The 25,447-nt window shown below is 66.6% G+C and carries 21 protein-coding genes; 13 read left to right on the top strand and 8 right to left on the bottom strand.

Translation table 11 applies throughout. From position 1 onward, the window contains the following. Positions 1-4: 4 nt before the first annotated feature. The 3 genes from CH281_RS16725 to CH281_RS16715 all read right to left on the bottom strand — a co-directional run bounded on the left by CH281_RS16725 (position 5) and on the right by CH281_RS16715 (position 4,510). Positions 5-1,642: an alpha-(1->6)-mannopyranosyltransferase A gene (locus CH281_RS16725; protein WP_094695336.1), complete on the bottom strand. Its 1,638-nt coding sequence runs from the start codon at positions 1,640-1,642 to the stop codon at positions 5-7. 160 nt (positions 1,643-1,802) lie between these two features. Beyond that, on the bottom strand, positions 1,803-3,386 hold the full coding sequence (gene crtI, locus CH281_RS16720; RefSeq protein ID WP_179274215.1) for a phytoene desaturase family protein: 1,584 nt from the start codon (positions 3,384-3,386) through the stop codon (positions 1,803-1,805). An 11-nt stretch (positions 3,387-3,397) separates the two neighbouring features. Further along, the gene (locus CH281_RS16715) at positions 3,398-4,510 is read right to left on the bottom strand and encodes a polyprenyl synthetase family protein (protein ID WP_441344190.1); all 1,113 of its coding nucleotides are present in this window, start codon (positions 4,508-4,510) and stop codon (positions 3,398-3,400) included. 185 nt (positions 4,511-4,695) lie between these two features. Here CH281_RS16715 and metF point away from each other — a divergent pair, with 185 nt between their 5' ends. Further along, the gene (gene metF / locus CH281_RS16710) at positions 4,696-5,622 is read left to right on the top strand and encodes a methylenetetrahydrofolate reductase [NAD(P)H] (RefSeq protein ID WP_032368108.1); all 927 of its coding nucleotides are present in this window, start codon (positions 4,696-4,698) and stop codon (positions 5,620-5,622) included. A gap of 13 nt (positions 5,623-5,635) precedes the next feature. Here the strand turns inward: metF and CH281_RS16705 are convergent, their stop codons facing one another. Genes CH281_RS16705 through CH281_RS16685 form a run of 5 tightly spaced genes read right to left on the bottom strand, consistent with a single transcriptional unit; the run spans position 5,636 to position 10,638 of the window. Continuing rightward, the gene (locus tag CH281_RS16705) at positions 5,636-6,784 is read right to left on the bottom strand and encodes a glycosyltransferase (protein WP_094694879.1); all 1,149 of its coding nucleotides are present in this window, start codon (positions 6,782-6,784) and stop codon (positions 5,636-5,638) included. A 37-nt stretch (positions 6,785-6,821) separates the two neighbouring features. Beyond that, entirely contained in the window at positions 6,822-7,556 is a 735-nt protein-coding gene (locus CH281_RS16700) for an LppM family (lipo)protein (protein ID WP_045841254.1), read from the bottom strand. 31 nt (positions 7,557-7,587) lie between these two features. Beyond that, entirely contained in the window at positions 7,588-8,412 is an 825-nt protein-coding gene (locus CH281_RS16695) for a carotenoid biosynthesis protein (RefSeq protein WP_094694877.1), read from the bottom strand. Further along, on the bottom strand, positions 8,409-10,016 hold the full coding sequence (locus CH281_RS16690) for a phytoene desaturase family protein (protein WP_027497356.1): 1,608 nt from the start codon (positions 10,014-10,016) through the stop codon (positions 8,409-8,411). The genes CH281_RS16695 and CH281_RS16690 overlap by 4 nt, the downstream gene beginning before the upstream one ends. Before the next feature lie 4 nt (positions 10,017-10,020). Further along, on the bottom strand, positions 10,021-10,638 hold the full coding sequence (locus tag CH281_RS16685) for a GNAT family N-acetyltransferase (RefSeq protein ID WP_027497355.1): 618 nt from the start codon (positions 10,636-10,638) through the stop codon (positions 10,021-10,023). Positions 10,639-10,840: 202 nt separating this feature from the next. Between CH281_RS16685 and CH281_RS16680 the strand changes: the two genes are divergently transcribed. The 12 genes from CH281_RS16680 to murG all read left to right on the top strand — a co-directional run bounded on the left by CH281_RS16680 (position 10,841) and on the right by murG (position 25,398). Beyond that, complete coding sequence (locus CH281_RS16680) at positions 10,841-11,290, top strand: SAV_6107 family HEPN domain-containing protein (RefSeq protein WP_230074380.1); 450 nt, start codon at positions 10,841-10,843, stop codon at positions 11,288-11,290. A 238-nt stretch (positions 11,291-11,528) separates the two neighbouring features. Next, the gene (locus CH281_RS16675) at positions 11,529-11,963 is read left to right on the top strand and encodes a DUF3040 domain-containing protein (RefSeq protein WP_027497353.1); all 435 of its coding nucleotides are present in this window, start codon (positions 11,529-11,531) and stop codon (positions 11,961-11,963) included. 555 nt (positions 11,964-12,518) lie between these two features. Continuing rightward, a complete protein-coding gene (mraZ, locus tag CH281_RS16670; RefSeq protein ID WP_027497352.1) occupies positions 12,519-12,950 on the top strand; it encodes a division/cell wall cluster transcriptional repressor MraZ in 432 nt (143 codons plus the stop codon). Between the two features lie 219 nt (positions 12,951-13,169). After that, the gene (gene rsmH, locus CH281_RS16665; RefSeq protein ID WP_027497351.1) at positions 13,170-14,210 is read left to right on the top strand and encodes a 16S rRNA (cytosine(1402)-N(4))-methyltransferase RsmH; all 1,041 of its coding nucleotides are present in this window, start codon (positions 13,170-13,172) and stop codon (positions 14,208-14,210) included. Further along, positions 14,207-14,989, top strand: a complete 783-nt coding sequence (locus CH281_RS16660; protein ID WP_230074472.1) for a hypothetical protein — start codon at positions 14,207-14,209, stop codon at positions 14,987-14,989. Before rsmH ends, CH281_RS16660 begins: the two co-directional genes overlap by 4 nt. Then, positions 14,986-16,857, top strand: coding sequence for a peptidoglycan D,D-transpeptidase FtsI family protein (locus CH281_RS16655; RefSeq protein ID WP_032368105.1), 1,872 nt, complete (start codon positions 14,986-14,988; stop codon positions 16,855-16,857). The genes CH281_RS16660 and CH281_RS16655 overlap by 4 nt, the downstream gene beginning before the upstream one ends. Before the next feature lie 157 nt (positions 16,858-17,014). Continuing rightward, on the top strand, positions 17,015-18,616 hold the full coding sequence (locus CH281_RS16650) for a UDP-N-acetylmuramoyl-L-alanyl-D-glutamate--2,6-diaminopimelate ligase (RefSeq protein WP_094695334.1): 1,602 nt from the start codon (positions 17,015-17,017) through the stop codon (positions 18,614-18,616). Continuing rightward, positions 18,613-20,136, top strand: a complete 1,524-nt coding sequence (locus CH281_RS16645; RefSeq protein ID WP_032399978.1) for a UDP-N-acetylmuramoyl-tripeptide--D-alanyl-D-alanine ligase — start codon at positions 18,613-18,615, stop codon at positions 20,134-20,136. The genes CH281_RS16650 and CH281_RS16645 overlap by 4 nt, the downstream gene beginning before the upstream one ends. Further along, positions 20,133-21,218 carry a phospho-N-acetylmuramoyl-pentapeptide-transferase gene (gene mraY / locus CH281_RS16640; RefSeq protein ID WP_027497347.1) on the top strand — a complete coding sequence of 362 codons (1,086 nt, stop codon included), beginning with the start codon at positions 20,133-20,135 and terminating at the stop codon, positions 21,216-21,218. Before CH281_RS16645 ends, mraY begins: the two co-directional genes overlap by 4 nt. A 3-nt stretch (positions 21,219-21,221) precedes the next feature. Further along, positions 21,222-22,682 (top strand): UDP-N-acetylmuramoyl-L-alanine--D-glutamate ligase, encoded by a 1,461-nt coding sequence (gene murD, locus CH281_RS16635; RefSeq protein WP_032382816.1) that lies wholly within the window; start codon positions 21,222-21,224, stop codon positions 22,680-22,682. Then, positions 22,679-24,259: a putative lipid II flippase FtsW gene (ftsW, locus tag CH281_RS16630; RefSeq protein WP_027497345.1), complete on the top strand. Its 1,581-nt coding sequence runs from the start codon at positions 22,679-22,681 to the stop codon at positions 24,257-24,259. Before murD ends, ftsW begins: the two co-directional genes overlap by 4 nt. Continuing rightward, positions 24,256-25,398 (top strand): undecaprenyldiphospho-muramoylpentapeptide beta-N-acetylglucosaminyltransferase, encoded by a 1,143-nt coding sequence (gene murG / locus CH281_RS16625; RefSeq protein WP_218829783.1) that lies wholly within the window; start codon positions 24,256-24,258, stop codon positions 25,396-25,398. The genes ftsW and murG overlap by 4 nt, the downstream gene beginning before the upstream one ends. The last annotated feature ends 49 nt before the right edge of the window (positions 25,399-25,447 follow it).

Raw genomic sequence — 25,447 nt, 5'->3', positions numbered from 1 at the left:
GACCTCACGGTGTGGCGTCGTCTTCGGTGGAGACGGGCGCGGTCTTGGGGGCGTTGGGTACGGCACGGTGTTCCCGGGAGCGGTCCGATCGCAAACGCAACGGGTCGACTCGGGTCAGCGCCAGCGCGGCAACGACTGCAGCGAAAACTGCGAGGGCCACGTGCACGAACGTGTACAGGCCGATGGATCCGTCGGGTTGGAACACCAGCATCAGCCAGGTCGACAGGCCGGTGAGAACCATCAGCGTTCGGCGGGACAACGCAAAGCCGGCCGCGATCGCCAACGGCCACGAGTAGTACCAGGGCAGCGCGGCGGGGGAGAGAACGACAGTGGCGACGAGAGCGATCAGGATGCCCTTGACCGCGTCCCGCTCGGATCGGCGGCCCAACCACCACGCCCCGGCCAGGATGACCACCAAGGCGATCGCGCACAGCAACCTGGTGACGTCGAGAACCGGTCCGAGACGCAGATCGAGGAACCACGAGGTGCTGACGGTCACCAGATGCGCGAGGATCGTCGGCAGTGACAGCCAGTTGATGATCTTCGCCGAGCCGGACAACGCCGTGAGCCAGCCGATGCCGACTCCGGCGATCACAGACGCGACGGCGAACACCGCGACGAAGACGGACGCTCCGATGCCCGCGGTCTTCGTGAACGCCAGAATCGGTGCAGGCGGTGTGCGGCCTTCTTCGCGCGCCTTGTCTCGGAGGTGCAGCATCCAGATCCACACCAGGAACGGCAGAGCGAGACCGGCAGTTGCCTTGATGGCCACGGCGATCGCCACCAGCGCGATGCCGGCCACGTGGCGACGCTCGAGCGCGAGCACGATGCCCGCGGTCATCAGGCCGACCATGAGCAACTCGTTGTGCACTCCGCCGATGAGGTGGATCAGCACCAGGGGATTGAGCACGGCGAGCCACACCGCCGTCGTGGCGCGCCCGCCCAGATGGGTGGCCAGTCGCGGGACGGCCCACATCATCAGAGCGAGCCCGGGAAGCATGGTCAGGCGGAGCAGCATGGTTCCGGCGATCACATTGTCGCCGGTCAGGCTGGTGATGCCGCGACCGAGGAGCAGGAACAGCGGCCCGTACGGGGCAGTGGTCGTGGTCCACACGTTGCTGACGTTGTCGAGCAGGATTCCCGGATTGGCAACGGGCCCAACGGCATACGGGTCGAAGCCGTCCCGTAGCAACGCACCTTGAGCGAGGTACGAGTAAGCGTCGCGGCTGAACATCGGCACCGACAGCAGCAACGGTGCCGTCCATGCGGGCACGATCCACCGGAGCTCGCCCACCGTGGTGCGGCCGTGCAGCGTGGCTCGGCCGAGCCTGACCCAGGCGGTGATCATCAACAGCACACCGGCCCAGACGATGACGGTCGACAGCACGAAGCCGTGGCCGAATCGCAGCCACGACAGATGCATCTCTTCGAGTAGAGGGTCACGACGGCGCACGCTGCCCGCGCCGAATCCACCGAACATGATGCAGACCGCACCGAGAACCCCGAGGATCGCTGCTTTGCCCTCGGGACTTCGCAGGAAGTTTCCGGTGGTCGTCAGTCTCGACGGATGCCGCGCAGGCACCGGTGCAGACCCGTCCGACGAGCGCCCTTCGGAGGTGGAGTGCGACGAAACCGAAGACATTGCCGCCTGCTCCTCCTCTGCTGCGAGTCGTGTGTGTCGAGATGTGGCTCCGCGCCGACGCGTTCTCGCTGTCGGCCGAAGGATCATGGTCGCAGCAAAGATCGCGACCGGCAAACGATCGCGCTCAGCTTAGTTGGTCGACGCAGTCGATCGGACGAACCTACCGCCCTCGCGGCCCTGTCACCCGTTCTGCCGCCAGCTTGCCCGAGACCAAGACGGTCGGCACGCCCACACCCGGAGTGGTTCCGGAGCCGGCGAGAACCACGTTGTCGAGGCCGGCGACCATGTTCTTTCTCCGGAACGGCCCGGTCTGCCGGAAGACGTGCGCGGACGAGAACGGCGAGCCCGACAACATGCCTTTGTCCGCCCACGTCTGCGGTGTGTCGATGTGATCGAGCACGAAGGCGTCGGCGAGTCCGGTGTATCCGCGGCCCTCCAGCGTCGCCAGAATCTCTCGGAGGTACGGCTGAGCCAGTTCGGCCCAGGCGAGGGGAGCGCTGTCGAGGTTGGGGCACGGGGCAAGGATCGAGACCGGCTCGCTGCGGACCCCGTCGCGCACGACCTCGAGGCCCGAATCGCTCACCGACGGCCGCGTGATCAGCAGAGACGGATCGGCCATCAGAGATCCTTTGCCGGAGCGGGCGGTGATCCGGCGGAAGGTCTCGGCCCATTCGTCGCCGAAGTCGATGGTGTGGTGCGCCCGCGCAGGCCACGACGCCGTGAGTTCGACCGGAACCGTTCCGTGGGCCACGACGGCGGACGGCGACACGACGCCGTACCCGTTGCGCCTGCCTTTCTTCGACACCGCGGCGCGATCGAGCAGGCGATCGACGACGGGCAAGTCGGCGGTGAGAATCAATGCGTCGCAAGCGATTCGACGTCCATCGGCAGTGAGGACGGCATCGGCACGGCCGCGGTCGACGGTGATGTCGACGATGTCGGTGCCCAGTTCGAGCGTGCCGCCCGCCGTCACGAACGCGTCGGCCATGGCCCGGCCGATAGCCGCCATGCCTCCCTCGGGGAAGAACACCCCGAGGGAGGTGTCCATGTGTGCGATCGCACCGTAGACGGCCAGCGCCTTCTGCGGTGCCATGCCGGCGTAGAGGGCCTGGAACGTGAACACTCGGCGCAGACGGGTGTCCTTCAGGAAACGATCGACCCGTGGCCCGAGGCGACCGAAGCCGCCCAGCTTCGTCAGCGTTGCGGTATCGGTGATCGCGGCCTTGGATCCCACGAGGTCCAGCGGCGAATCGAAGTTCGAGTCGATGAAGCGGTCGAATTCGGCGTCGAAGATGTCGGCGAGCCAGCGCCGAAGATCGCGGTAGCCCTGCGCCTCGGCCGTACCGCAGGTCCGCTCGACCTCGGCGGCCATTGCCTCCGGGTCCGAGTAGACGTCGATGGACGTGCCGTCGGCGTACCGCGTGTGGTACGACGGCGACAGGGACGTCAGCCGAATCGGCGGCGTCGTGGACTCGAAGTCGGCACCCACGGCGGCCAACGCTTCGAGCACCAGGTTCGGCATCGTGAGTACGCTCGCACCGTTGTCGATGTCGTAGAGATGCGTTCCGTCGGAGTCGGTCACCGGATACACCCCCACGCGGCCGCCCACGGTGTCGTCGCGCTCGACGATCGTGACCTTCTTGCCTGCGCCCAGCAGGTGGAGCCCCGCGGCCAGGCCGGCCAATCCAGCTCCCACGACGACGACCGAGTCGGTGCGGCCGGGAACGGTTCGGATCGTAGACATGACGCTCTCTTTCAGTACTGCCGTTGGATGGCGGCGGTGGCCATGGCACGAAGGTGTTCGGCGGCGATCGGATCGATGGAACTGTCGTCCAGCGCGGCAACGGCCCGGGTGCCCAGTTCGTCGATCTGCCGTTCGACGGCGTCGACGGCGCCCAGTTCGGTGAGTATCGATCGGATGTCGGCGACCTCGCTCTCGCTGAGCTCGGTACCGAGACTGGCTCGAATCCTCGCCGCGTGATCGGGACGGCTCGCATCCGCTTGCTGCAAGGCGACGGCGATGAGCACCGTGCGCTTGCCCTCGGTGATGTCGTCACCCGACGGTTTGCCGGTGATCTCCGGGTCGCCGAACACGCCGAGCAGGTCGTCGCGCAGCTGGAAGGCAATGCCGATGTCGGCACCGAAGCTGCGGTACGCCGCAGTCAGCGGTTCGCCGGCCCCGGCAAGAACGGCCCCGAGGTGCAGCGGGCGTTCGACTGTGTAGGCGGCGGTCTTGTACCGGTTGACGCGCATGGCTGCCGCGACGCTCTCGTCGGTCCCGGCTTCGGCCTCGATGTCGAGGAGTTGACCGCCGAGCACCTCGGTACGCATCGCGGACCACACGGGCTGCGCCCGCCGCGCCGCGTCCGTGTCGATACCCGACTCGCGCAGCATGTCGTCGGCCCAGCACAGCGCCAGGTCGCCGACGAGAACGGCAGCGGAGACACCGAAGTGATCTGCCGAGCCCGACCACCCCGCATCGCGATGTCGCTGAGCGAAGCCGACATGCACGGTCGGAAAGCCTCGGCGGGTGCGGGACGAGTCGATGATGTCGTCGTGGATCAATGCGCAGGCCTGGATCAACTCGAGTGCCGAGCACGCACGCAGTACTGCGTCGGCGCGGTCCCCGGTGGGCTCACCGCCCGCGCCGAGCCACGCGGTCCACGCGAAGGCTGGGCGCATGCGCTTGCCGCCGCGTAGTACGAACGCCTCGAGGTCGGCCACTGCGGCCGGGTAGCCACCGCCGACGCTGTCGACGACCGCACGACGCGAGGCGAAGAACTCCGCGAGCTTCGCATCGACGGAATCCCGTAGCGACGTCGCATTCACGGACACAGAGTTGGTGGGCGCGGACAGGTCTCCGGACAGGACGATCCTCCAAGGTCTTCGTGGGAAAGACGCGTTACAGTCCCACAGTAATAGGCACCCGAACCCGGCACCGACGAGCAGCGAACTACGCCGTCGGGGGATGCCCAGCGGGCCGGCGGCGCAGCGCAACCTATGATCTTCGGGTGAGCGAAGATTCCGTCAGGGGGCGGTCGAGCCGAGGATTCGTGACGAGGACGCCGTCGATCGTCGACCGATTGCGGACCGAACCCGAAGCGAGGATCCCGTTCTCGGTGGAGTTCTCGCCCCCGCGCGACGAGGCTGCCGAGGCCAGGTTGTGGCGAGCAGTGCGAGAGTTCGAGCAACTCCAGCCCGCGTTCGTGTCGATGACGTACGGCGCAGGTGGTTCCACCCGCGATCGAACGGTGCGAGTCACCGGTCAGATCGCCGAGGAGACGACTCTGCTGCCAGTGGCGCATCTCACTGCCGTGTCGCACAGTGTCGCCGAGTTGCGCTCGATGGTCGGGTCGTACGCCGACCGCGGCATCACCAACATCCTCGTTCTTCGCGGTGACCCCCCGGGCGATCCACTCGGCGAGTGGGAGAAGCATCCCGAGGGAGTCGAGTACGCGGAAGAGCTGGTTCGCATGGTCCGCGAACTGGGCGACTTTCACGTCGGAGTGGCGTCGTTCCCGGAAGGCCATCACCGCGCCGACGATCTCGAGCAGGACACCAGGTGCCTCGTCGGGAAGCTGCGTGCGGGAGCGGAGTATTCGATCACGCAGATGTTCTTCGACGTGGACGACTACCTGCGGCTGCGTGATCGCGTCAGCGCATACGACCCCGAGCAGGGTGCCAAGCCGATCATCCCCGAGATCATGCCCATCACCTCGCTGCGTTCGGTGCGCCGGATGCTCGAGCTCTCGGGCACGACATTGCCGTCGCATCTGGACGAGAAGTTCACTCGCGCAGCAGGATCCGGAGCCGAGGAAGACAAGGCCGCGGTTCGAGAGGTGGGTATCGAGCTCGCCACGAACATCGGCGAGCGGCTCATCGCGGAAGGTGCGCCCGGGCTGCACTTCATCACGTTGAATTTCGCGCGCGCGACACGTGAGGTCCTGAGCAACCTGGGGCTGGCAGCCGCGCGCGTCTGACTTGCGATCGGCGTTACGACGTCGGCATCGGACGCGACTTCCAACTCAGCGCGCCGCGGCGTCGTCGCACGTGGGATGCCGCAACGAGCCCCACGAAGGCGAGAATCGACAGCGGGTGCACCGCGGCGTCGACGACGTCGCGAGCGCCGAATCGGGGTCCCGACTCGCGCCGACGAGATGCCACGCGCGATACGGTCCCGGCGAGGTAACCGACGAGACCCAGTCGCCGCGTCGAACCGGAACCGAAGACCGCCGCGACCGGCGGCAACAGGTAGACCGTACCCAGCGCAAGGGCAGCCGTGGCCGAACCGACGGGCCCACCGAACTCGTTCCACAGCCACCGGCTGTAACCCGCCCGAACATCGGCGGCCGAGCGGTACATCCGGCACCGTACGAACCCGGCACCGGAGGCAACCGACGTCGAGAACCCGCGTCGACGCAGGACACGCGCGATGTCCAGATCCTCGGTGGCACTCGACGCGACGCAGCTGTGGCCGCCGACGACGCGATACGCGGCGGCATCGAACGCCATGAACTGCCCACAGGCTACGGCCATCGACGGCAGCAGCGTTGCATTGCCGACCAGCACGGGCAGCGTCGACATCCACGACCACGCGAGCAGCGGTTGGACGAGGCGTTCGGCGAGACCACCCGCCACCTGCTCGGGCCAGGGGCACATCAGAGCGTCGCCGCGGCGGCGCAACCTCCTCGCCGCGGCGGCGACGGCCTCGGGTTCGAGCCGGACATCCGCGTCGACGAACATGACGATCGTCGTGTCCACGTCGACCGAGTCGGCCAGTTCGGCGCACGCGGCGGCTTTACCCGTCCACCCGGGCGGCGGCGACGCGTGGGAGGTCACGACGCGGAATCGCGGATCGCCGTTCGCCGCGGTGACGGCAGCGGCTGCCGTTCCGTCGGTCGAATCGTCGTCGAGGACGACGACCTGCAGGTCGGTGCAGAATCGTTGACGCGTGAGATCGCCGATCAACGCAGGTAGCGTGTCGACTTCGTTGCGCGCCGGGATGCACACTGCGACCCGTTCGGTGACGTCACGGCTCGGTCGACGCAAACCCGGCACGAACAGCGCATTGAACACCGCGACGGCAGCGGAAGTGGAGGCGAGAACGGCAGTCGCCCGAGTCGCCCGGGTCAGGACCGTCATTCGGCGAGATCTGTCGTGCGGGACGAGATGGGGGTGATCACACCGACGTTCGGTCGTTCGACTCGCCCGTCTCGGCAGCGCGCTTACGACGGTTGCCCAACGGTGGGTTCCGCGACACCCAGGCCATGGCACCGACGATGGCGGCCACTCCGACGGTCACGCCGCCCACGATGCCCGCCCAGCCGGCGAAGCTACGAGTGTTGGGGTCCGGGTAGTTGACCTCGGCACGCACCGAGGTGACTTCGCCTGCCGGCAGCTTCCACGAGATCGAGTTGTCGCTCTCGCGAGTGCCGTTGGTGGTCCCGATACGGGCGGGAAATGCAATAGTGAACTGCACGTCGGACCCCTGGACCGGTACCGACGACAGGTCGGCATTACCGGCGAGCGTCACGGTGTCGCCCGAACGCTGCAGGGTCAGCTGAAACGATCCGGCCGCGTTCTGGAAGATCGAACCGAGTGTCTGAACATCACCGAACGAGAGGTCGTCGAAGATGGCCTGCGACCCGACGTACCCGTCCTGGTTGTACGGCTCGACGCGGACCTTGTCCTCGATCGAGGAGGGCACCACGAGTTCGGGGCCGGTGTCGGTGTCGGAGGTGGGGACCGTCGCCGCGACGATCTGACCCGCCACCCGGTCGTTGGCCGACACACCCATCGTGACCTGGACCCGCAAGCAGCCGGCCAGCATCGGCGCGACCAGCAGCGTCAGGGCGAGCACCGAGAGAACTCGGCGTCGGCGGGTTCGAGCGGATGTTCGTGATGTCGACTGCACAGCGACATCGTGCCAGGGCGTCGCGTCGGTGTCAGTCGGCAGGGGTTGCCATCGGTGCGTGTCGGCTACGTAGAGATCCGCGACGACGTGCGATCCACAGCAACGGGATTCCGACACTACCCATGACGACGAATCCGTAGACGGCCGAGAATCGTAGTTCGGGGCCGTCGAGGAACACCGCGTGCGCGAGCGCCGAACCCAGCCACGTCCACAGGAACAGCCCGATGGGAACGACGTTGTCGGACGCGCGCGGGGCCACCACGCGGTTCACCGCTTCCATGACTGCGGCCATCAATGTCGCCACCAACAGCCAACCCGCGTAGTTGGTCAACGGGATCGACGACACACCCGGCAGTCCGACGGCACCGGACGTCCAGGTCCACTGGCCGTCGGTGACCATCTGAGGATCGAGATACAGGTCCCAGCCCACCATTCCGACGGCGACTGCGGCGATTCGGAATGCAGACGCTCGGAGCCGTGTCGCACCGAGATGGCCGACGATGAACGTGACCGCGCACCAGATCGGATAGAACCCCGCCGTCCAGGCGAGTGGAACCACCACGGGGACCTCGAACAGGCTGGGTCCGAGTCGATTCTGCGCGTAGAAGTACTCGCCGAAGGGAAACCCGGTGGCCGTGCCGACGAGTTCGGACACGAATCCCGTTCCTGCAGTCAGGATCACGAGAGCCGCCGCCCACAGCTTTCCGCGGTACAGCACGGCGTGCGCGATCGACGCCAGCGCGAGTAGCGCGACCACCGCGATGGTCACCGCGTCCCGCGTCGAACCCGATACGAGCGGGTAGCAGATCTGGGCTGCGACGGCACCGATCGCGAAGACCGTCGGGGCAATCTTCATGCTCGTCTCCTGCTGAAGAATGCGCGACGACGCCCCGCGCGTGCGTCCGCGAGTGCGATTCTCGCCGCCGAACGGCCGCTGGCCGCTGTGACGCCGCCTCCCGGGTGAGTCGACGCGCCGGTGAGATAGAGACCGTCTGCTCCGGGAACGCGGTGGCCGGCCAGTTGGGGATGAGGACGCCACATCATCATCTGGTCCAGTGACATGTCCAGGTGCATGATGTTGCCTCCGATCAGTCCGAGTTCCTGCTCGATGTCCGGCGGCGACTGTACGTACCGATCGAGGACCGACGCGGCGAATCCAGGGGCGTAGCGATCGAGCTCGGCGACGATTCGATCACCCTCGACCTCGGCCAAAGAACGTTGCCCCGGTACGTTCGAGCGCCACCGGCGGCCATCGGCGAGAGTGTGCGGATGCCACTGCGACCACAGGGAGATCTGATGCTGACCCGGCGGCGCGATCGTCGGATCGAGGGCGCTGAACGACATGCCGAGAACAGCGGGTTTCGGCGGCAGCTCCCCGGCGAGAGCGTGCCCGTGAGCCAACCGCAATTGCGCGCGGTCGCGGACGAGCAGCGCGAGACCGTGGGTACCGTCCTCGATGCAGTCGGCGCTCGGGTACTGCGGCAGCGCGTCGGTGGCCAACCGAACCGCGGTACCGATCCCCGGACCCACCCGAATGGTGGAGCGCCACCGGGCCAGCTGCGCCGCGTCGTGTCCGCCCTCCGCCAGCAGGTCGAGCGTGGTCAGGATGTGACACCCGGCCACGACGATCGTGCTGTCGATCTCCCGTCCCGACGCGGTCCTCGTCGTCCAGCCATGCGCGCGACGCGTCAGCGATACGGCGGCATCGCCGAGCGTCAGCGCTGCCCCGTCCCGGTGCAGCCGGGCGATCATCGCCTCGGTCAGTGCGCCGCTACCGCCGACGGCGCGGCCCGGTGGGAGCGTGTGCATCAGAGCCGCGAACCCGACCATCGGGGCGGTGCCGGGCTCGGACATCGGCGGGCCGGACTGCGCTCCGAACCATGCCAGCGCAGCCTTGAGTCGCTCGCTCGTGAACATTTCGTCCAGCAGGGAATCGCCGGTGGCAAGAAACTCGCGTGAGAGCGCGCTGCCGCCGTCGGGCGCACCGAGTCCCCAGAAGGATCGGAGCAGTTTGGACCCGGTGGGCGGCCCACCGAATGCGCGCATGGTGCGTTCGCTGCGCGGACCCCACACCGAGACGAAGGAACGGTAGGCGCGCGCATCGGCGGGCCCGCAGGCGGCAGCGATGGACTCGCACGTTCGATCGAGGCTGCGATGGAAGACGATGGCGCGTTCGGCGGTGTCGACGTCGCCCGGGGCGAATGCCCACGGATCGCAGTCGATGTAGCGCAGCCCGAACTCCTCGAGTCCGAGCTCTTCGACGATCCCGGTGTGCCTGATCATGATGTGCGCGGACGAGCCGCGGTCGACTCGATGGCCGGGGAAGCGCTCCACCGTCGACACCGCACCGCCCGCGACGGTGTCGCGTTCGACGATCTCCACCGACATTCCGGCATCGGTCAGGTAGCAGGCAGAAGTCAGGGCATTGTGGCCGGAGCCCACCACCACAGCATCGATCACACCTTCAGGCTACGGGCCCGTCGAGCGGCAACCGGCGGCCCAGCACCGCGAAGGGGCGCCGGTCGCCGGCGAACGTGAAGTGCCGCAGTACGTCCTCGAAGCCGAGCCGTCGATACAACCGCCAGGCGCGGTTGTCCTCCTGCGCGACCTCGGGTGTGGACAACATCACAGAGTGCGCTCGAACACCGTCGAGCAGCCTGCGACAGAGACGCCCTCCGAGTCCGTGTCCTTGCGCGCTCGGTAGTACGTGCAATTCGGTCAGTTCGAAGTAGTCGCCGAGGGTGGCGTCGACGTGCTGTGTCGAGTGTCCGGCGCGGCGCAATCCGTCGCGGACCTGCTGATGCCACCACTGATGGTGCGCGCCGTGATACCCGTACGCAACGGCGACCAGCGTGTCCGGCTGCGTCTTGTCGGGATTGGGCACCATGGCTCCCACCGCTCGCCAGCCCGGCCGGTGCAGATGCTCCGTCCACATCGGTGCGCGGCTGTGCTCGGTTCCGCGGGGATATCCCATGGCCTCGACGTAGATCGCCAGAGCTTCGAACAAGCGCCGACGGAATTCCTGGGGCGTCAGATCGACCACGTAGGGGGTTGTCTGCGCATCGGTGACGACGGTTCTCACCCTTTCTTCGGCAACTTGTCGGTGGGCACAGCTATATTGAATGTGTCGAACGGGTGTTCGATGATCGGGGCCGAGCGCGCCGGTGGATCACCTCGACGAACGAGGCGGATTCTCCCGGAGTTCGACTGTAAGGCTTCATCACGGTTCCAGGCGTGTCGGTAGCGCGCCCGGAGATTCGAACTGGAGGTGTTCGAGTATGACGATGACGAAGACATTCGATGTCGGCGTGCGGTCGCCGGTGTCGCGTCAGGCGCAGGTCCTGCTCGGTCGAGCCGATGCGTTGCTGTCCGAATCCATCGGTGAGCGCGATGCGGGGGACCGCTTCCTCGGAAGCTACATCGCCGCACTCAAGGGTGCTGCCGCAGTCCTGGCATCGCTGCCCAATTCGATCGGCTCGCGGCCACGTTCACGCAACGCCTGGGTTCTGATGGCGAAGGCTGCGCCGGATCTGGCGATCTGGTCCGAGTACTTCTCGTCCTTCTCCGCAACCCGCGCGGCAGTCGAGGCGGGTGCCTCGTCCGCTGTCGGAGACGTCGACGCCGACGACTTCTATCGACACGTCAGTCGTTTTCTGAACGCGGTCGAGGACCGGTTGGGCGGTCAGTCGAGGTTCCAGCCCGTCGATCCGATGGCGGCACCGCTGTCCGCATAGCCCGCCGCGTCGATTCCTCGAGTTCGAACGGACGTGAACGGCCACGTCACACGGTGTTCGACAAGTGTTTCCGAGACGTCCGTCTCGAAAACTTGGTCGTTTCTCAGGAACACATAGTGCGAGTAGGTGGTAAGCGGCCGATTCAGCTCGTATCATCGTCAGTAGGTAGCCGCCAAGGTCAGCTTCCCGTCGCTTCTGAACCGAAACGACTCTCATTATCTGTGCAGGGGGAGGTACCGTGCCACTCTCCGAGCACGAGCAGCGCATGCTCGATCAAATCGAGAGCGCTCTCTACGCCGAGGATCCCAAATTCGCGTCCCATGTGAGGGGCGGTCGCGTTCGCGCGGCGTCGAGCAAGAGGCGTTTTCAGGCTGCCGCGTTGTTCGTCGTGGGACTCGTGTTGCTCGTCGCCGGTGTAGCACTGTCGACGAACAGTCTGGGTTTTCTCGTCGTCAGCCTCATCGGCTTTCTCTTCATGTTCGGTGCCGGGGCACTGTTCTTGTTCGGCGGCTCCAAGAAGGGAGCTGCCGCGACCGGCGAAGAAGGTAGCGCAAGCGACCGAGCCGGCACGCAAGGTCGTAGTGCTCAGCCGAAATCGAGTGGTGGCCGCAAGGGCGGCAGCTTCACCTCTCGAATGGAAGACCGTTTTCGTAAGCGGTTCGATCAGGAGTGATATGACTCCGCCGTCCGGATCTCCCTGGGCCTGACGGTCACCCACCACAACTTCACCGATTCGACAGCAGCACCTCACCCTCGGGTGAGGTGCTGCTGTCGTTCCACGGCTCTTCGATACGGCGAGCATTCCGTAGCCCCTGTCGCGCGGCGTGCTCGATCAAGTGCGCCCCAGCGACGACGCGGGGCGATCGTTCCCGTGCGGTGGTTCCGGGGTGGTGGTTCCCGGGTGGTGGTTCCGGGGCGAACTCCCCACTTCCCCCCACAGCCGCCATTGTCCCCACTTCACCCCACCCAGTCCCCACTTTCAGGGTCCAGCTGCGCTTGTCAGGCGGGTTGTCGCACAAAGTGCCTGCTCGCGACGCCGCGAGCCCCGGGGGATTGCGTCGGCCAGATCAGGGCCGACGTCGAACGCGGCAACCTGAACGGGCAATCTTCTTGCGTCTGAGCTGCGGATATGTGGTTGTCCACAAAGCTTTCGGGCTGTCAATGGTTCGAAGTGGGGGAGAGTGGGGTAAAGTGGTCCGCAGCGGAGAGTCGAGGCTGGAGGTGGCGAGTGTTTCTCGGTACCTACACGCCGAAGCTCGACGACAAGGGTCGACTCACGTTGCCGGCCAAGTTTCGGGACGCGCTTGCGGGAGGTGTCATGGTGAGCAAGGGGCAGGATTTCAGCCTTGCTGTCTACACCGCGGCAGACTTCGCAGAGCGTTCTCGAAAGTTGACGGCGGCCTCTCGTGCCAACCCCAAAGCCCGTGCTTATGTGCGCCAGTTCTTTTCGGGAACCGACGAACAGCGGCCGGACGGACAGGGCCGTATCACCATCAGTCCCGAGCACCGTCGGTATGCGGGACTCGAACGCAACTGCGTGGTGATCGGATCGATGGACTTCATCGAGATCTGGAACGACGAAGCCTGGGCCCGCTACTCCGCCGAGAACGAGCAGGATTTCTCCGACGCGTTCGACGAATCCCTCGGAGGGATCTTGTAGACCACCGAGGCCGGCTGCGAGTGCAGCGAGGCCTCTGCCCGATCAGAACCCTGACGTTCTTCCCCAACGCCAGGTTTCGCAGATCAGGACCCTGACGTTCTTCCCCAACGCCAGGTTCCCTATCGGACAGGGACCTCGAAGCATTCGCACCGGCCGCAATGGACGACCCGCAGGGCCCGGACCCGGGCGAGAAGTACGTATACGCAACCGGGAGGGACCATGACGGAGGGAGCCGGGCCGGACGAGAACGACGCGTCCGCCGACCGCACTCACCGTCGCTCCGGCGGCCCGATCCACGTCCCCGTTCGACTCGAGCGTGCCGACGAGCTTCTCGGGCCCGCAGTGGAATCGGCGGACGACCCCGACACGACTCGGGTCATGATCGACGCCACGCTCGGACTCGGCGGTCACGCCGAACACTTTCTACGGAAGTATCCCGGTCTGCACCTCATCGGACTCGATCGCGATCCTGACGCGCTCGACAAGGCGGGTGCCAGACTGGCCCCGTTCTCGGATCGAACGACTCTGGTGCACACCACATACGAGGGCATTGCCGCCGCCCTCGACGAGGCCGGACTTCCCGCGACCTATTCCGTTCACGCCATCCTGTTCGACCTCGGAGTGTCGTCGATGCAGCTGGACGAGTCGGACCGCGGCTTCGCGTATTCCGTCGATGCACCGCTGGACATGCGGATGAATCCGACGCAGGGCATCACGGCAGCCGACGTGCTCAATACGTACTCGCACGGCGATATCGCTCGCGTGCTCAGCACCTACGGAGAAGAGCGGTTCGCAGGCAAGATCGCGTCCGCAATTCTGCGGCGACGTGAGCACACGCCGTTCACGACGAGCGGCCCGTTGGTCGAATTGCTGTATGCCGCAATACCGGCCGCGACTCGCCGCACCGGTGGGCATCCGGCAAAGCGAACTTTCCAGGCGCTGCGTATCGAGGTCAACGGGGAGCTCGATTCGCTCAAAGCCGCGGTGCCGGCCGGACTCGACGCCTTGGCCGTCGGCGGCCGCGTCGTCTTCATGTCGTATCAGTCGCTCGAAGATCGAGTTGTCAAGCAGGAGTTGGCCCCTCGGATCAAGTCTCGAAGTCCCGAGGGGTTGCCGGTCGAACTTCCCGGGATGGGTCCGGAATTTCGGCTGTTGACCAGAGGTGCGGAACGCGCCTCGGACGAGGAAATCGAAGTCAACCCACGCTCGGCCCCGGTGAGGTTGCGCGCCGCCGAACGGATTGCAAGGAGAGCGGAATGACGGTTCCAGGCACAACTGTTGGAACACAACGCAATCGGGTTCCGGCTACTCGACCCGAGCGGGCCGGCCGCGGTGGTCGGTCCGGAGCCGCATTGCGCGCCTACGAGCGCAGGCAGCAGCGTGCCTCGATACATACGTCGGATTCTGCTCGCGGTTCAGCGGCCTCACTTCGTCCGACGCTCAACGGCAGTGCCATTGCGGCTCGAATCCCGTTCGTAGCCTTGGTCATCGGTCTGCTTGCCCTCGGGCTCGGCTTGACGTTGTTGTTGACGACGCGCTCGGCGGGCGACTCCTACGACCTCAGTGCCGCCAAGGCCGTCAACGCCGAGCTCGCACAACAGCGTGCCTCCTTGCAGCGTGACGTCGAGCTCGCGGAATCTGCGCCCGAGCTCGCGCGCAAAGCCGCCGCGATCGGAATGGTCCCCGCCAAGAACCCCGCCCGCCTCGTCGTAGCCCCCGAGGGCGGTGTGCAGGTCGTCGGCACGCCCGCTCCCGCCGACGGTGCGCCGGTTGCACCCCTCGATCCGCCTCCCGCCACCGGCTCGGGGGAGGGCTCGGTTCCGAGTGCGTCGACACAGAATCCCGCACGACAGTCGGCGCAGTCGCAGACTCCGAGGAGTGCGTCGCAGCCCACCAGGCCGACGGGCGCAGGTGACACCCGTGCCGCCACGCCGAGTGCGCCCAATGGTGCCGGAACTGCCGCGCTTGCTGAACAATTGGTTCCCATGAGCACCCCCTCGGCTCCCGCCCCCGGCGAATCCTCCGGTGACGAGCAGTGACCAGGCCGTCGCCTGCGTCACGTCCCCGGCCCGCAGATCGAGCGCGGCCGGGACGAAAGCGTTTGGACTCGTCCACATTTCGTTTTCGGCACGGTACGGGCCGCATCTTGATGTACGTGGCTTTGGCGGTCGTCGCGGCACAGTTGCTCTGGATTCAAGGATTCGATGCGCCGACACTGTCGGCCGAGTCCGCCTCGCAGCGCACCACCACCCTCGTCGATCCGGCGATGCGCGGCTCGATCCTCGATCGCAACGGAAACCCGATCGCTTTCACCATGGAAGCGAAAGCGCTGACGTTCCAGCCGGTCCGGGTTCGTAGAGAACTCGACGAGGCACGCGCGAAGGATCCGACGAAGCCGGAAACCGACAAGTACCTCGACGACATCGCCGAGCGGATCCACAGCGATCTCGGTGACGTCGTCAGCAAGAAGGATCTGCTCGCGAAACTGAAGAGCAACGACGAATTCACCTATCTGGCACGGGGTGTGGACGCCACCGTGGCGTCGAACATCAGCAAGGAATTCAAGCAGGTCGGGCTCGAACGTCAGGACATCCGCGAGTACCCGGGTGGCTCGCTCGCCGCGAACATCGTCGGGGCCACCGGGTGGGACGGACACGGCCTGCTCGGGCTCGAGGATTCGCTCGACGCCACGCTCGCCGGTACCGACGGATCGCAGACCTACGATCGCGGTTCCGACGGGGCCGTCATTCCCGGCAGCTGGCGCGACAAGCAGCCCGCGGTCAACGGCTCGAACGTGGAACTGACCATCGACGCGGACCTGCAGTACTACGTACAGCAGCAGGTGCAGCTGGCGAAAGATCTGTCCGGGGCCAAGAATGCGTCTGCCTACGTTCAGGATTCGCACACCGGCGAAGTGCTGGCCATGTCGAACGACAACACCTTCAACCCCGGAATCGGCGTCGGAAACAACGAACGGACCAAGGAGATGGGCAATCTGCCCGTCACGACGCCGTTCGAGCCCGGTTCGGTCAACAAGATCATCACTGCTGCAGCCGCTATCGAGTACGGGCTCACCACACCCGACGAGGTGCTGCAGGTACCGGGCAACATCTTCATGTCCGGTGTCTCGGTCCGGGACGCCTGGGAACACGGAGTTGCGCCGTACACCTCCACCGGAGTGTTCGGTAAGTCCTCCAACGTGGGGACTCTGATGCTGGCTCAACGTGTCGGCGAGGATCGGTATGCCGACATGCTGAACAAGTTCGGCCTGGGCCAGCGCAGCGACGTCGGCCTCCCCAACGAGAGCGCAGGCAGCGTGCCCAGCCGCGATCAGTGGTCGGGCGGTACCTTCGCCAACCTGCCGATCGGGCAGGGTCTGTCGATGACGCTCCTGCAGATGACCGGGATGTACCAGGCGATCGCCAACGACGGTGTGCGCATCCCGCCGCGGATCGTCGCGGCAACGGTGGACGCCAACGGCGAACGAACCGAGACGCCGCGACCCGACGGGGTGTACGTGGTCAGTCCCGATACGGCGAAGACGGTCCGCAACATGTTCCGGTCGGTCACCCAGGACGACACTGGAAATCAGCGCGGTACCGGAGTCGCCGCAGGTGTCGAGGGCTACCAGATCAGTGGTAAGACCGGCACGGCCCAGCAGGTCGATCCCGAGTGCAAGTGCTACTCGAACTCGAAGTACTGGATCACGTTCGCGGGTATCGCTCCGGCAGACGATCCTCGCTACGTGATCGGGATCATGCTGGACGCGCCGTCCCGCAGCGCCGACGGCTCGGGAGGGCAGTCGGCCGCACCGCTGTTCCACAACATCGCCAGCTGGCTGTTGCAGCGCGACAGTGTTCCGATGTCCGCAGACCCGGGCCCCAAGTTGGTTCTTCAGGCCGACTGAGGCCCGAATCTTCCAGTCTGGGAATCGGGGCGGCAGCATGCCGATCACGGTCGCCGGTAATCTGACACATCGGCTCGAGGCGTGTTCGTCGATCAGCCACCGCAGCGTGTTCGAGCTGACGCAGTGTGCGGTGGAAGTACAGAGGAAGGGAGCAGGAGTGACTGTGTCATCGGATTCACAACCCGCTCCGGGGTCTCGGCCGGCGAATCCGCCGCACACCGACGTATCCGACGTGGCGTCCGCTGTCGGTGCAACGATCGAGTGGGGACACCTCGACGGAGTGCAGGTCACCGGAATCGATCTGCGAGCGCAGTCCGTTCGTCCCGGCGATCTCTTCGCCGCGCTACCCGGATCCGCTCGGCACGGAGCCGAGTTCACCGCCGACGCGATCGAGCGGGGTGCAGCGGCGGTCTTCACCGACCCATCCGGTGCCGACATCGTCCGCGGCGTCCTCGCCACCGCCGATCGCCATGTTCCTGTCCTCGTGCACGACCGACCACGCCAGGTGCTCGGAACCGTGTCCGCCCTCGTGTACGGCAATCCGTCGTCGAAGATGACGGTCGTCGGAATCACCGGCACGTCGGGCAAGACGACGACCGCGTACCTCGTGGAGGCCGGCCTGACAACCGCCGGCCGCCGCTGCGGACTGATCGGCACGATCGAGACCCGCGTAGTGGGCCAGCACGTACCGAGCGCTCTCACCACCCCCGAGGCTCCGCAGTTGCATGCGCTCTTCGCCGTCATGGTCGAGGCCGGAGTCGACACCGTGGTGATGGAAGTGTCTTCCCATGCGTTGTCCCTCGGCCGAGTCGACGGCACCGACTTCGCGGTCGGCGCGTTCACCAATCTGTCCCAGGATCATCTCGACTTCCACGACTCGCTCGAGGACTACTTTCTGGCCAAGAGCCGGCTGTTCGGGGTCGATTCGCCGGTACGGGCAGACACAGCGGTCGTGTGCGTCGACGATGCCTGGGGCGTGCGGATGGCCGATATCGCCCGGTCGGCAGGATCCACGGTCGTCACGGTGTCCACCGGTGCCGACTCGCAGTGGACCGTCTCCGAGTGGGCCAAGCACGACGACGGAACGCAGTCGTTCACCGTTGCCGATCCGAACGGAACGTCGTTGCCGGTGTCGGTACGTCTGCCGGGTCGCTACAACGTCGCCAACGCCGTGCTCGCGCTCGCGACCTGCGAAGCGGCAGGCGTGGATGCCGCGACGGCGGCGCCCGGAATCGCGACCGTCGACGTGCCCGGTCGAGTGCAACGAATCGATCGTGGCCAGGACTTCCTCGCGGTGGTCGACTACGCCCACAAGCCCGCTGCGGTCGAAGCGGTGCTGGCGACTCTGCGAGAGTCGTCCCGTGGACGTATCGCCGTCGTGTTGGGTGCCGGCGGGGATCGAGACACCGCCAAGCGCCCTCTGATGGGTGCGGCCGGAGCGCGCGGTGCCGATCTGCTCGTGGTGACCGACGACAATCCGCGCAGTGAGGATCCGGCAGCGATACGGCATGCCGTCGAAGACGGTGCACTGTCGGTGCCCGACGACGCTCGTGGCGAAGTACGAAATGTCGAAGGCCGCGCAGCGGCGATAGAACAAGCCGTGGCGTGGGCACGTGAGGGGGACGTTGTGTTGATCGCAGGTAAAGGACACGAGACGGGCCAGGAGGTGGCGGGGGTGAAGTATCCGTTCGACGACCGAGTGGTACTCGCATCGGCCATCGATGCACGACTGGTCACCACGAGCGCAGGCGCACGGTGATACCGCTCTCGATCGCTCGCATCGCCGAGATCGTCGGCGGCGAACTGCACGACGTGGCGGACCCGACGGTGCTGGTCGCCGGGCCGGTGGAGTTCGACTCACGCAAGGTCACACCCGGCAGTGTCTTTCTCGCCCTGCCCGGTGCCAAGGTGGACGGCCACGAGCACGCGGCCGACGCCGTGGCCGCAGGCGCTGCTGTCGTTCTCGCGGCGCGTCCGGTGGGTGTCCCGGCAGTCGTCGTTCGGCCGGCACCGCACTCGAGCCGTGCGATGGCACTCGAACACGACCCGGAGGGGACCGGTGCTGCAGTGCTGACCGCGCTCGGTGCGTTGGCCCGGGAATCGGTGCTCGAACTGACTGCGCGCCACGATCTGACCGTGGTGGGCGTGACGGGGTCGTCGGGCAAGACGTCGACGAAAGATCTGATCTCGGCTGTGCTGCGTCCGCTCGGATCCGTGGTGGCCCCACCCGGATCGTTCAACAACGAACTCGGGCATCCATGGACTGCTCTGCGGGCCGACTCCGATACCGACTTCCTCGCCCTCGAGCTGTCCGCCCGGGGAATCGGCCACATCGCCGAACTCGCCAGGCTCGCGCCGCCCCGGATCGGGGTGGTTCTCAATGTCGGAACCGCGCACCTCGGCGAGTTCGGTTCACGTGCCGCCATCGCGCTGGCCAAGGGCGAACTGGTCGAGGCATTGCCCGCTGCTGCGGACGGCGGCGTGGCGATCCTCAACATCGACGATCGTCTGGTCGCCGAGATGGCGACACGCACGAAGGCGGCCGTCGTCACCGTCGGACTCAACGCGGACGCCGACGTCCGGGCTGTCGACGTCGTGGTCGACACCGATGCGCGGGCGTCGTTCACGCTCGTGTGTGCGGCAGGCTCGGCGCACATCACCCTGGCGGTGCACGGTGAACATCAGGTGGGCAACGCCCTGGCTGCCGCGGCCGTCGCGCTCGAGTGCGGGGCCGGCGTGGCCCAGGTTGCCGAAGCGCTCTCGACCGCGGTACCCACCTCGATCCGCCGGATGGATGTACGCACCCGCGCGGACGGCGTCACCGTCATCAACGACTCGTACAACGCGAATCCCGATTCGATGCGGGCCGCCCTCAAGGCGCTGGTGTCGATGTCGCGGCGTGATGACGGGCCGAAGCGGCGCAGTTGGGCGGTGCTGGGGGAGATGGGCGAGCTCGGCGGCGAATCGGTGGTGGAGCACGATGCGATCGGTCGGCTCGCCGTCCGCCTGGACGTCGATCGGTTGATCATCGTCGATTCGGGTCGGCCCACGCGTGCGCTGCATCAGGGCGCCGTCATGGAAGGGTCCTGGGGCGAGGAATCGATGCTCGTACCCGACCGCGAGACCGCCATCGCCGTGCTCGAGGACGAGGTTCGCGCCGGCGACATCGTTCTGGTCAAGGCCTCGCAGTCGGGCGCGATGTGGACCGTTGCCGACGCCCTGTTGGCCGAACCGTCGGCCGACGCCCTGTTGGCCGAACCGTCGGAGGGCGAGCAGTGAGACAGATCCTGTTCGCCGGAGGGATCGCACTTGCAGTCGCAATTCTGCTGACTCCCGTGCTCATCAAGACCTTCTCGAAACAGGGCTTCGGCCAGGAGATCCGGGTCGAGGGCCCGGCGAGCCATCAGTCCAAGCGCGGTACTCCCACCATGGGCGGCGTGGCGATCCTGGTCGGGATCTGGGCCGGCTACTTGGGCTCGCACCTGATCGGCATCGGATACGACGCCGAGGGGCCGTCGGCCTCGGCTCTACTCGTACTCGGCCTGACCACCGTGCTCGGCCTCGTCGGCTTTCTCGACGACTTCATCAAGATTCGTAAACAGCGCAACCTCGGTCTGAACGCCACCGGCAAATACGTCGGCCAGATCACCGCGGCGGTGCTGTTCGCCATCCTGGTCCTGCAGTTTCGCAGTGACGACGGATTGACTCCGGGCAGCACTCAACTGTCGTATGTGCGCGACATCGCAACGTGGTCGATGTCGGCTGCTGTCTTCGTGTTCTTCGTCTGTCTGCTGGTGATCGCGTGGTCCAACTCGGTCAATCTCACCGACGGCCTCGACGGCCTGGCGGCCGGGTCCATGACATTGGTCCTCGGGGCGTACACCGTCATCACCTTCTGGCAGTACCGGCAGGCGTGTGCAGGACCGGCCGGTCCTGCACCGGGTTGCTACGACGTACGCGACCCTCTCGACCTGGCCCTGGTGTGCGCGTCGGCGGCCGGTGCCTGCATCGGTTTCCTGTGGTGGAACGCCGCGCCCGCCAAGATCTTCATGGGCGATACCGGATCCCTCGCTCTGGGCGGCCTGATCGCAGGACTGTCCGTGGTCACCAAGACCGAACTGATCATGGTGGTCATCGGCGCGTTGTTCGTCGCCGAAGCAGCGTCGGTCGTCATCCAGGTCGCAGTGTTCCGGTCGAGTCGGCGACGCGTGTTCCGAATGGCCCCGTTCCATCACCACTTCGAGTTGGCCGGTTGGGCCGAGACGACGGTCATCATCAGGTTCTGGTTGCTCGCCGCGATCGCGTCGGCCGTCGGCTTGGCACTGTTCTACAGCGAATACCTCGCGGCTGTGGGCGGTTAGGCAATGACCGAAGCCTCGACCCATCTGTCCTGGTTGCGCGATAGTTCGGTGCTGGTCACCGGTGCGCGCATCTCCGGGCTGGCCGTCGTACGCCCACTGCTGGACCTCGGCGCACTCGTGACCGTCACCGACTCGAACCGAGCTGCGCTCGACGAGGCGTCGGCGCTCGGTGCTGCCGTGGTGGTTCAGGACGATCTGCTCGCCGATCCGGACGCGATCGCGGCCTTTGCGCTCGTCGTCACCAGTCCCGGGTTCCGGCCGGACTCTCCGGTGCTGGCTGCGGCCGCCGACCACGCCGTCCCGGTGTGGGGCGACGTGGAGTTCTCGTGGCATCTCGACCGCGCCGAGGTGTACGGCCCGCGCGCTCGTTGGCTGGTTGTCACCGGTACGAACGGTAAGACGACCACCACCTCGATGCTCGCGTCGATCCTCGACGCTGCCGGAATCGACTCCGTCGCCTGCGGAAACATCGGCCTCCCCATCGCCGACGCGTTGCGCGGTACCCCGCATCCGCGCGTACTCGCGGTCGAGCTGTCGTCCTTCCAGTTGTTCTGGGCACCGTCGGTTCGTCCCGCGGCGGGGGTGGTGCTCAACATCGCCGAGGACCATCTGGACTGGCACGGGGGCATGGACGGGTACGTCCAGGCCAAGGCGCGCGCGTTGAGCGGGGACGTCGGGGTCGTCGGACTCGACGACGCGGTGGCGGCCGGTCTGCGGGCGGGGGCACCGGCAGCGACGGTCGTCGGTTTCCGCCTGAACGAACCCGCCGCGGGCGAGCTGGGAGTGCGGGCGGGAATGCTCGTCGACCGTGCGTTCGGGGACAACGTCGAGTTGCTCCGGGCCGACGAGGTGGAACCGAGTGGCCCGTCCGGTGTGCTCGACGCGTTGGCCGCGGCTGCGTTGGCGCGATCGATCGGTGTCGACGCCGAGGCCGTCCGAAACGGATTGCGGACGTACCGGGTGGGACCGCATCGGGCCGCAGTGGTGCGTGAGCTCGGTGGGGTGACGTTCGTCGACGATTCCAAGGCGACGAATCCGCATGCCGCGCGCTCGTCGATCCTCGCGCACGATCGGGTCGTGTGGATCGCGGGCGGGTTGTTGAAGGGTGCGGTGATCGACGATCTGGTCGTCGAGATCGCCGATCGGCTCGTGGCTGCTGTGGTGTTGGGCCGCGATGGGATGCAGATCGCAGAGGCTTTGGCGCGACACGCCCCCGATGTTCCGGTCGTCAGGCTCCCTTCGGGAGACGATGCTGGTGTGACTCATGAGGCTGAAGATGCAGATGCGGTGATGCGAGCGGCCGTCGACCACGCTGCGGGGTTCGCCGCCTCCGGCGATACCGTCCTGCTGGCCCCCGCGGCTGCGTCGTTGGACATGTTCGTCGATTACGGCCACCGCGGCCGAAGCTTCGCCGAGTCCGTCGAGCGCCTCGACATCGCCGCCCTCGGATCGCCGCGATCGTGACCACCGCAGCTCGACCGGCGCGTCCACCTCGTCGCACCACCACGCCGCGCACCCGAATCGGACTGTGGTTCGGTCGGCCGCTGGCGTCGTTCCACCTCATCGTCACGATCGCGGTGCTGCTCACCGTGCTGGGACTGGTCATGGTGCTGTCCGCGTCGTCGGCCGAATCGTTCGCAGCCGACGAGTCCGGCTACGCGCTGTTCACGCAACAGCTGATCGGTGTCGCACTGGGTGTGGTCGCGTTCTATGCGGCGCTTCGGCTGCCGGTGCGATACCTGCGCAAATTGTCGTTCCCGCTCTTCCTGGTCTCGATCACGATGTTGATGCTGGTGTTGATCCCCGGTATCGGTGCCGAGCGTCAGGGCGCACGGCGTTGGTTCGACTTCGGTGTCGTCTCGTTCCAGCCGTCCGAGCTGGCGAAGGTCGCGTTGGTTCTGTGGGGAGCGCACCTGCTGGCCTCCCGTCGCAGCGAGCACGGCAACATCAAGTCGCTGCTGGTGCCGTTGCTGCCTGCGGGCCTGCTCATGTGTCTGCTCGTCGTGCTCCAGCCCAACCTCAGTACCGCGATCGCCCTGGGCATCATTCTCGTCGCACTACTGTGGTTCGCCGGCCTCAACGCCCGGCTGTTCGGAGCAGTCCTGGTGACCGGTTTGGCTCTGGCGACCGTGCTCGCGTTCACCGCCGGCTACCGCTCGAACCGCGTCAAGGCCTGGCTCAACCCGGGGGAGGACACCCAGGGTCTGTCGTATCAGTCCACCCAGGCCAAGTACTCCTTGGCCGACGGCGGACTCTTCGGTCGCGGATTGGGACAGAGTCGCGCGAAATGGAGCTACCTCCCCAACGCGCACAACGACTTCATCTTCGCGATCATCGGCGAGGAGCTCGGCATGATCGGCTGCCTCGCCGTCATCGGATTGTTCGGTCTCTTCGTCTACACCGGCCTACGCATCGCAATGCGGTCGGTCGATCCGTTCCTGCGTCTGTTGACTGCAGGCGCAACGTGCTGGGTGTTCGGTCAGGCCATGATCAACATCGGCTATGTGGTCGGGCTGCTGCCGGTGACCGGTCTGCAGCTGCCGCTGGTGTCCTACGGCGGTACGTCCACGGCCATCACGCTGTTGATGTTCGGGATCATCGCCAGTGCGGCCCGACACGAACCGGAAGCCATCGCCGCGCTGCACGCCGGGCAAGAGGGTCGTATCGCCCGAGCTCTGAGATTGCCGCTGCCTGCTGTCTTCTCACCGAAGCGGGCCGCGATGGCACGCTCCAAATCCACCCGTCCCACGTTGGCGGCGCAGGATCGCACACGTCTCGAGTCCCGCAAGAACAAGGACGGCCGCGGGGCACGGTCACCCGAGCCCGGACGTACCCGGGTGTCGAGTTCACGGGTGGACACGGCCGGCCCCAACGGGTCGGCCAGGAACGCACCCCGTGGCCACGCCCGCCGTGCCGAGCCCCAACGCCGAGACACCGGCAGCGGGTACGCCGCCGGACCACGGTCGCCGTATCGGCCGCGTCCGGAACCGCAACCCGGTCGTCCGCCGGTCCGCTCGGGTGAGCGAGGATATCGACGGTGAAGCAGACATCGAGGCCGATATCCGTGGTGGTGGCCGGAGGCGGAACCGCCGGACACATCGAGCCCGCGCTCGCCGTGGCCGACGCCCTGCGCGAGCTCGACCCCACCGTCACCGTCACCGCCCTCGGCAGCAGCCGGGGGCTCGAAACGACACTGGTACCCGCCCGCGGCTACGCGCTGGAACTGATACCGCCCGTGCCGCTGCCTCGCAAGCCCACTCTCGACCTGGTGAAGTTACCGGTTCGGGTCGCACGGTCGGTGCGTCGAACCCGGGAGATCTTCGCTGCGGTCGAGGCCGATGTACTGGTCGGCTTCGGCGGTTACGTCGCGCTTCCTGCGTATCTCGCTGCCCGCGGTCGACTTCTCGGTCGCGGCGGCCGTATTCCGGTGATCATTCACGAGGCCAATGCCCGCGCCGGCATCGCGAACAAGGTCGGTGCACGCAGCGCCGAACGAGTCCTTGCCGCCGTCGCCGGATCTGGTATCTCTGCACCGGGGTCCGAGGATGCAGAAGTGATCGGAATTCCGGTGCGGCCCACCATCACCGGTCTCGATCGCGCAGCGATGCGGTCGCAGGCTCGCGCTCATTTCGGTCTGCCCGAACACGGGCCGGTGCTGCTGGTGTTCGGCGGTTCACAGGGCGCGCGTTCACTCAACGACGCAGTGTCCGGTGCCTCGGCCGCCCTTGCCGCCGCCGGCATCTCGGTTCTGCACGCACACGGTCCCAAGAACACACTGGACGCGGAGCAGAGCAATCCGGATGCTCCGTACGTCGCAGTGCCCTACATCGACCGGATGGACCTGGCCTACGCGGCGGCCGATCTCGCGATCTGCCGGTCCGGTGCCATGACGGTCGCCGAAGTCTCCGCGACCGGGCTTCCTGCCGTGTACGTGCCTCTACCGCACGGCAACGGTGAGCAGGAGCTCAATGCCCGTCCCGTCGTCGACGCCGGAGGTGGCATCCTGGTAGCCGACGCGACGCTGAGCGCGCAGTACGTGACCGACACGGTCGTCGCTTTGGTGGCCGACACCGAGCGCATCGCCGCGATGTCCCGTGCTGCGGCAGGAGCCGGTCACAAGGGTGCTGCGGCTGCCGTTGCGCAGATCGTGCTCGATACCGCGCACGCGGCGCGGCGCTGAACCGGGCGGCGGCGAGAATGCCACAGAACGAGGGAGACGTCCGCGTGAC

The sequence above is a fragment of the Rhodococcus sp. 06-221-2 genome (assembly GCF_002258365.1).
GTDB lineage: Bacteria > Actinomycetota > Actinomycetes > Mycobacteriales > Mycobacteriaceae > Rhodococcoides > Rhodococcoides fascians.
The sequence above is the reverse complement of the archived record's forward strand: the minus strand, read 5'-3'. Positions and strand labels throughout refer to the sequence as shown.

Excerpts from the sequence above, each read along its gene's own strand:
- CH281_RS16705 (WP_094694879.1), bottom strand. The coding sequence starts at position 6,784 with ATGACGGTCCTGACCCGGGCGACTCGGGCGACTGCCGTTCTCGCCTCC.
- murD (WP_032382816.1), top strand. The coding sequence starts at position 21,222 with ATGACCGAAGCCTCGACCCATCTGTCCTGGTTGCGCGATAGTTCGGTG.
- CH281_RS16725 (WP_094695336.1), bottom strand. The coding sequence starts at position 1,642 with ATGTCTTCGGTTTCGTCGCACTCCACCTCCGAAGGGCGCTCGTCGGAC.
- CH281_RS16660 (WP_230074472.1), top strand. The coding sequence starts at position 14,207 with ATGACGGTTCCAGGCACAACTGTTGGAACACAACGCAATCGGGTTCCG.
- CH281_RS16680 (WP_230074380.1), top strand. The coding sequence starts at position 10,841 with ATGACGAAGACATTCGATGTCGGCGTGCGGTCGCCGGTGTCGCGTCAG.
- crtI (WP_179274215.1), bottom strand. The coding sequence starts at position 3,386 with ATGTCTACGATCCGAACCGTTCCCGGCCGCACCGACTCGGTCGTCGTC.
- rsmH (WP_027497351.1), top strand. The coding sequence starts at position 13,170 with ATGACGGAGGGAGCCGGGCCGGACGAGAACGACGCGTCCGCCGACCGC.
- CH281_RS16695 (WP_094694877.1), bottom strand. The coding sequence starts at position 8,412 with ATGAAGATTGCCCCGACGGTCTTCGCGATCGGTGCCGTCGCAGCCCAG.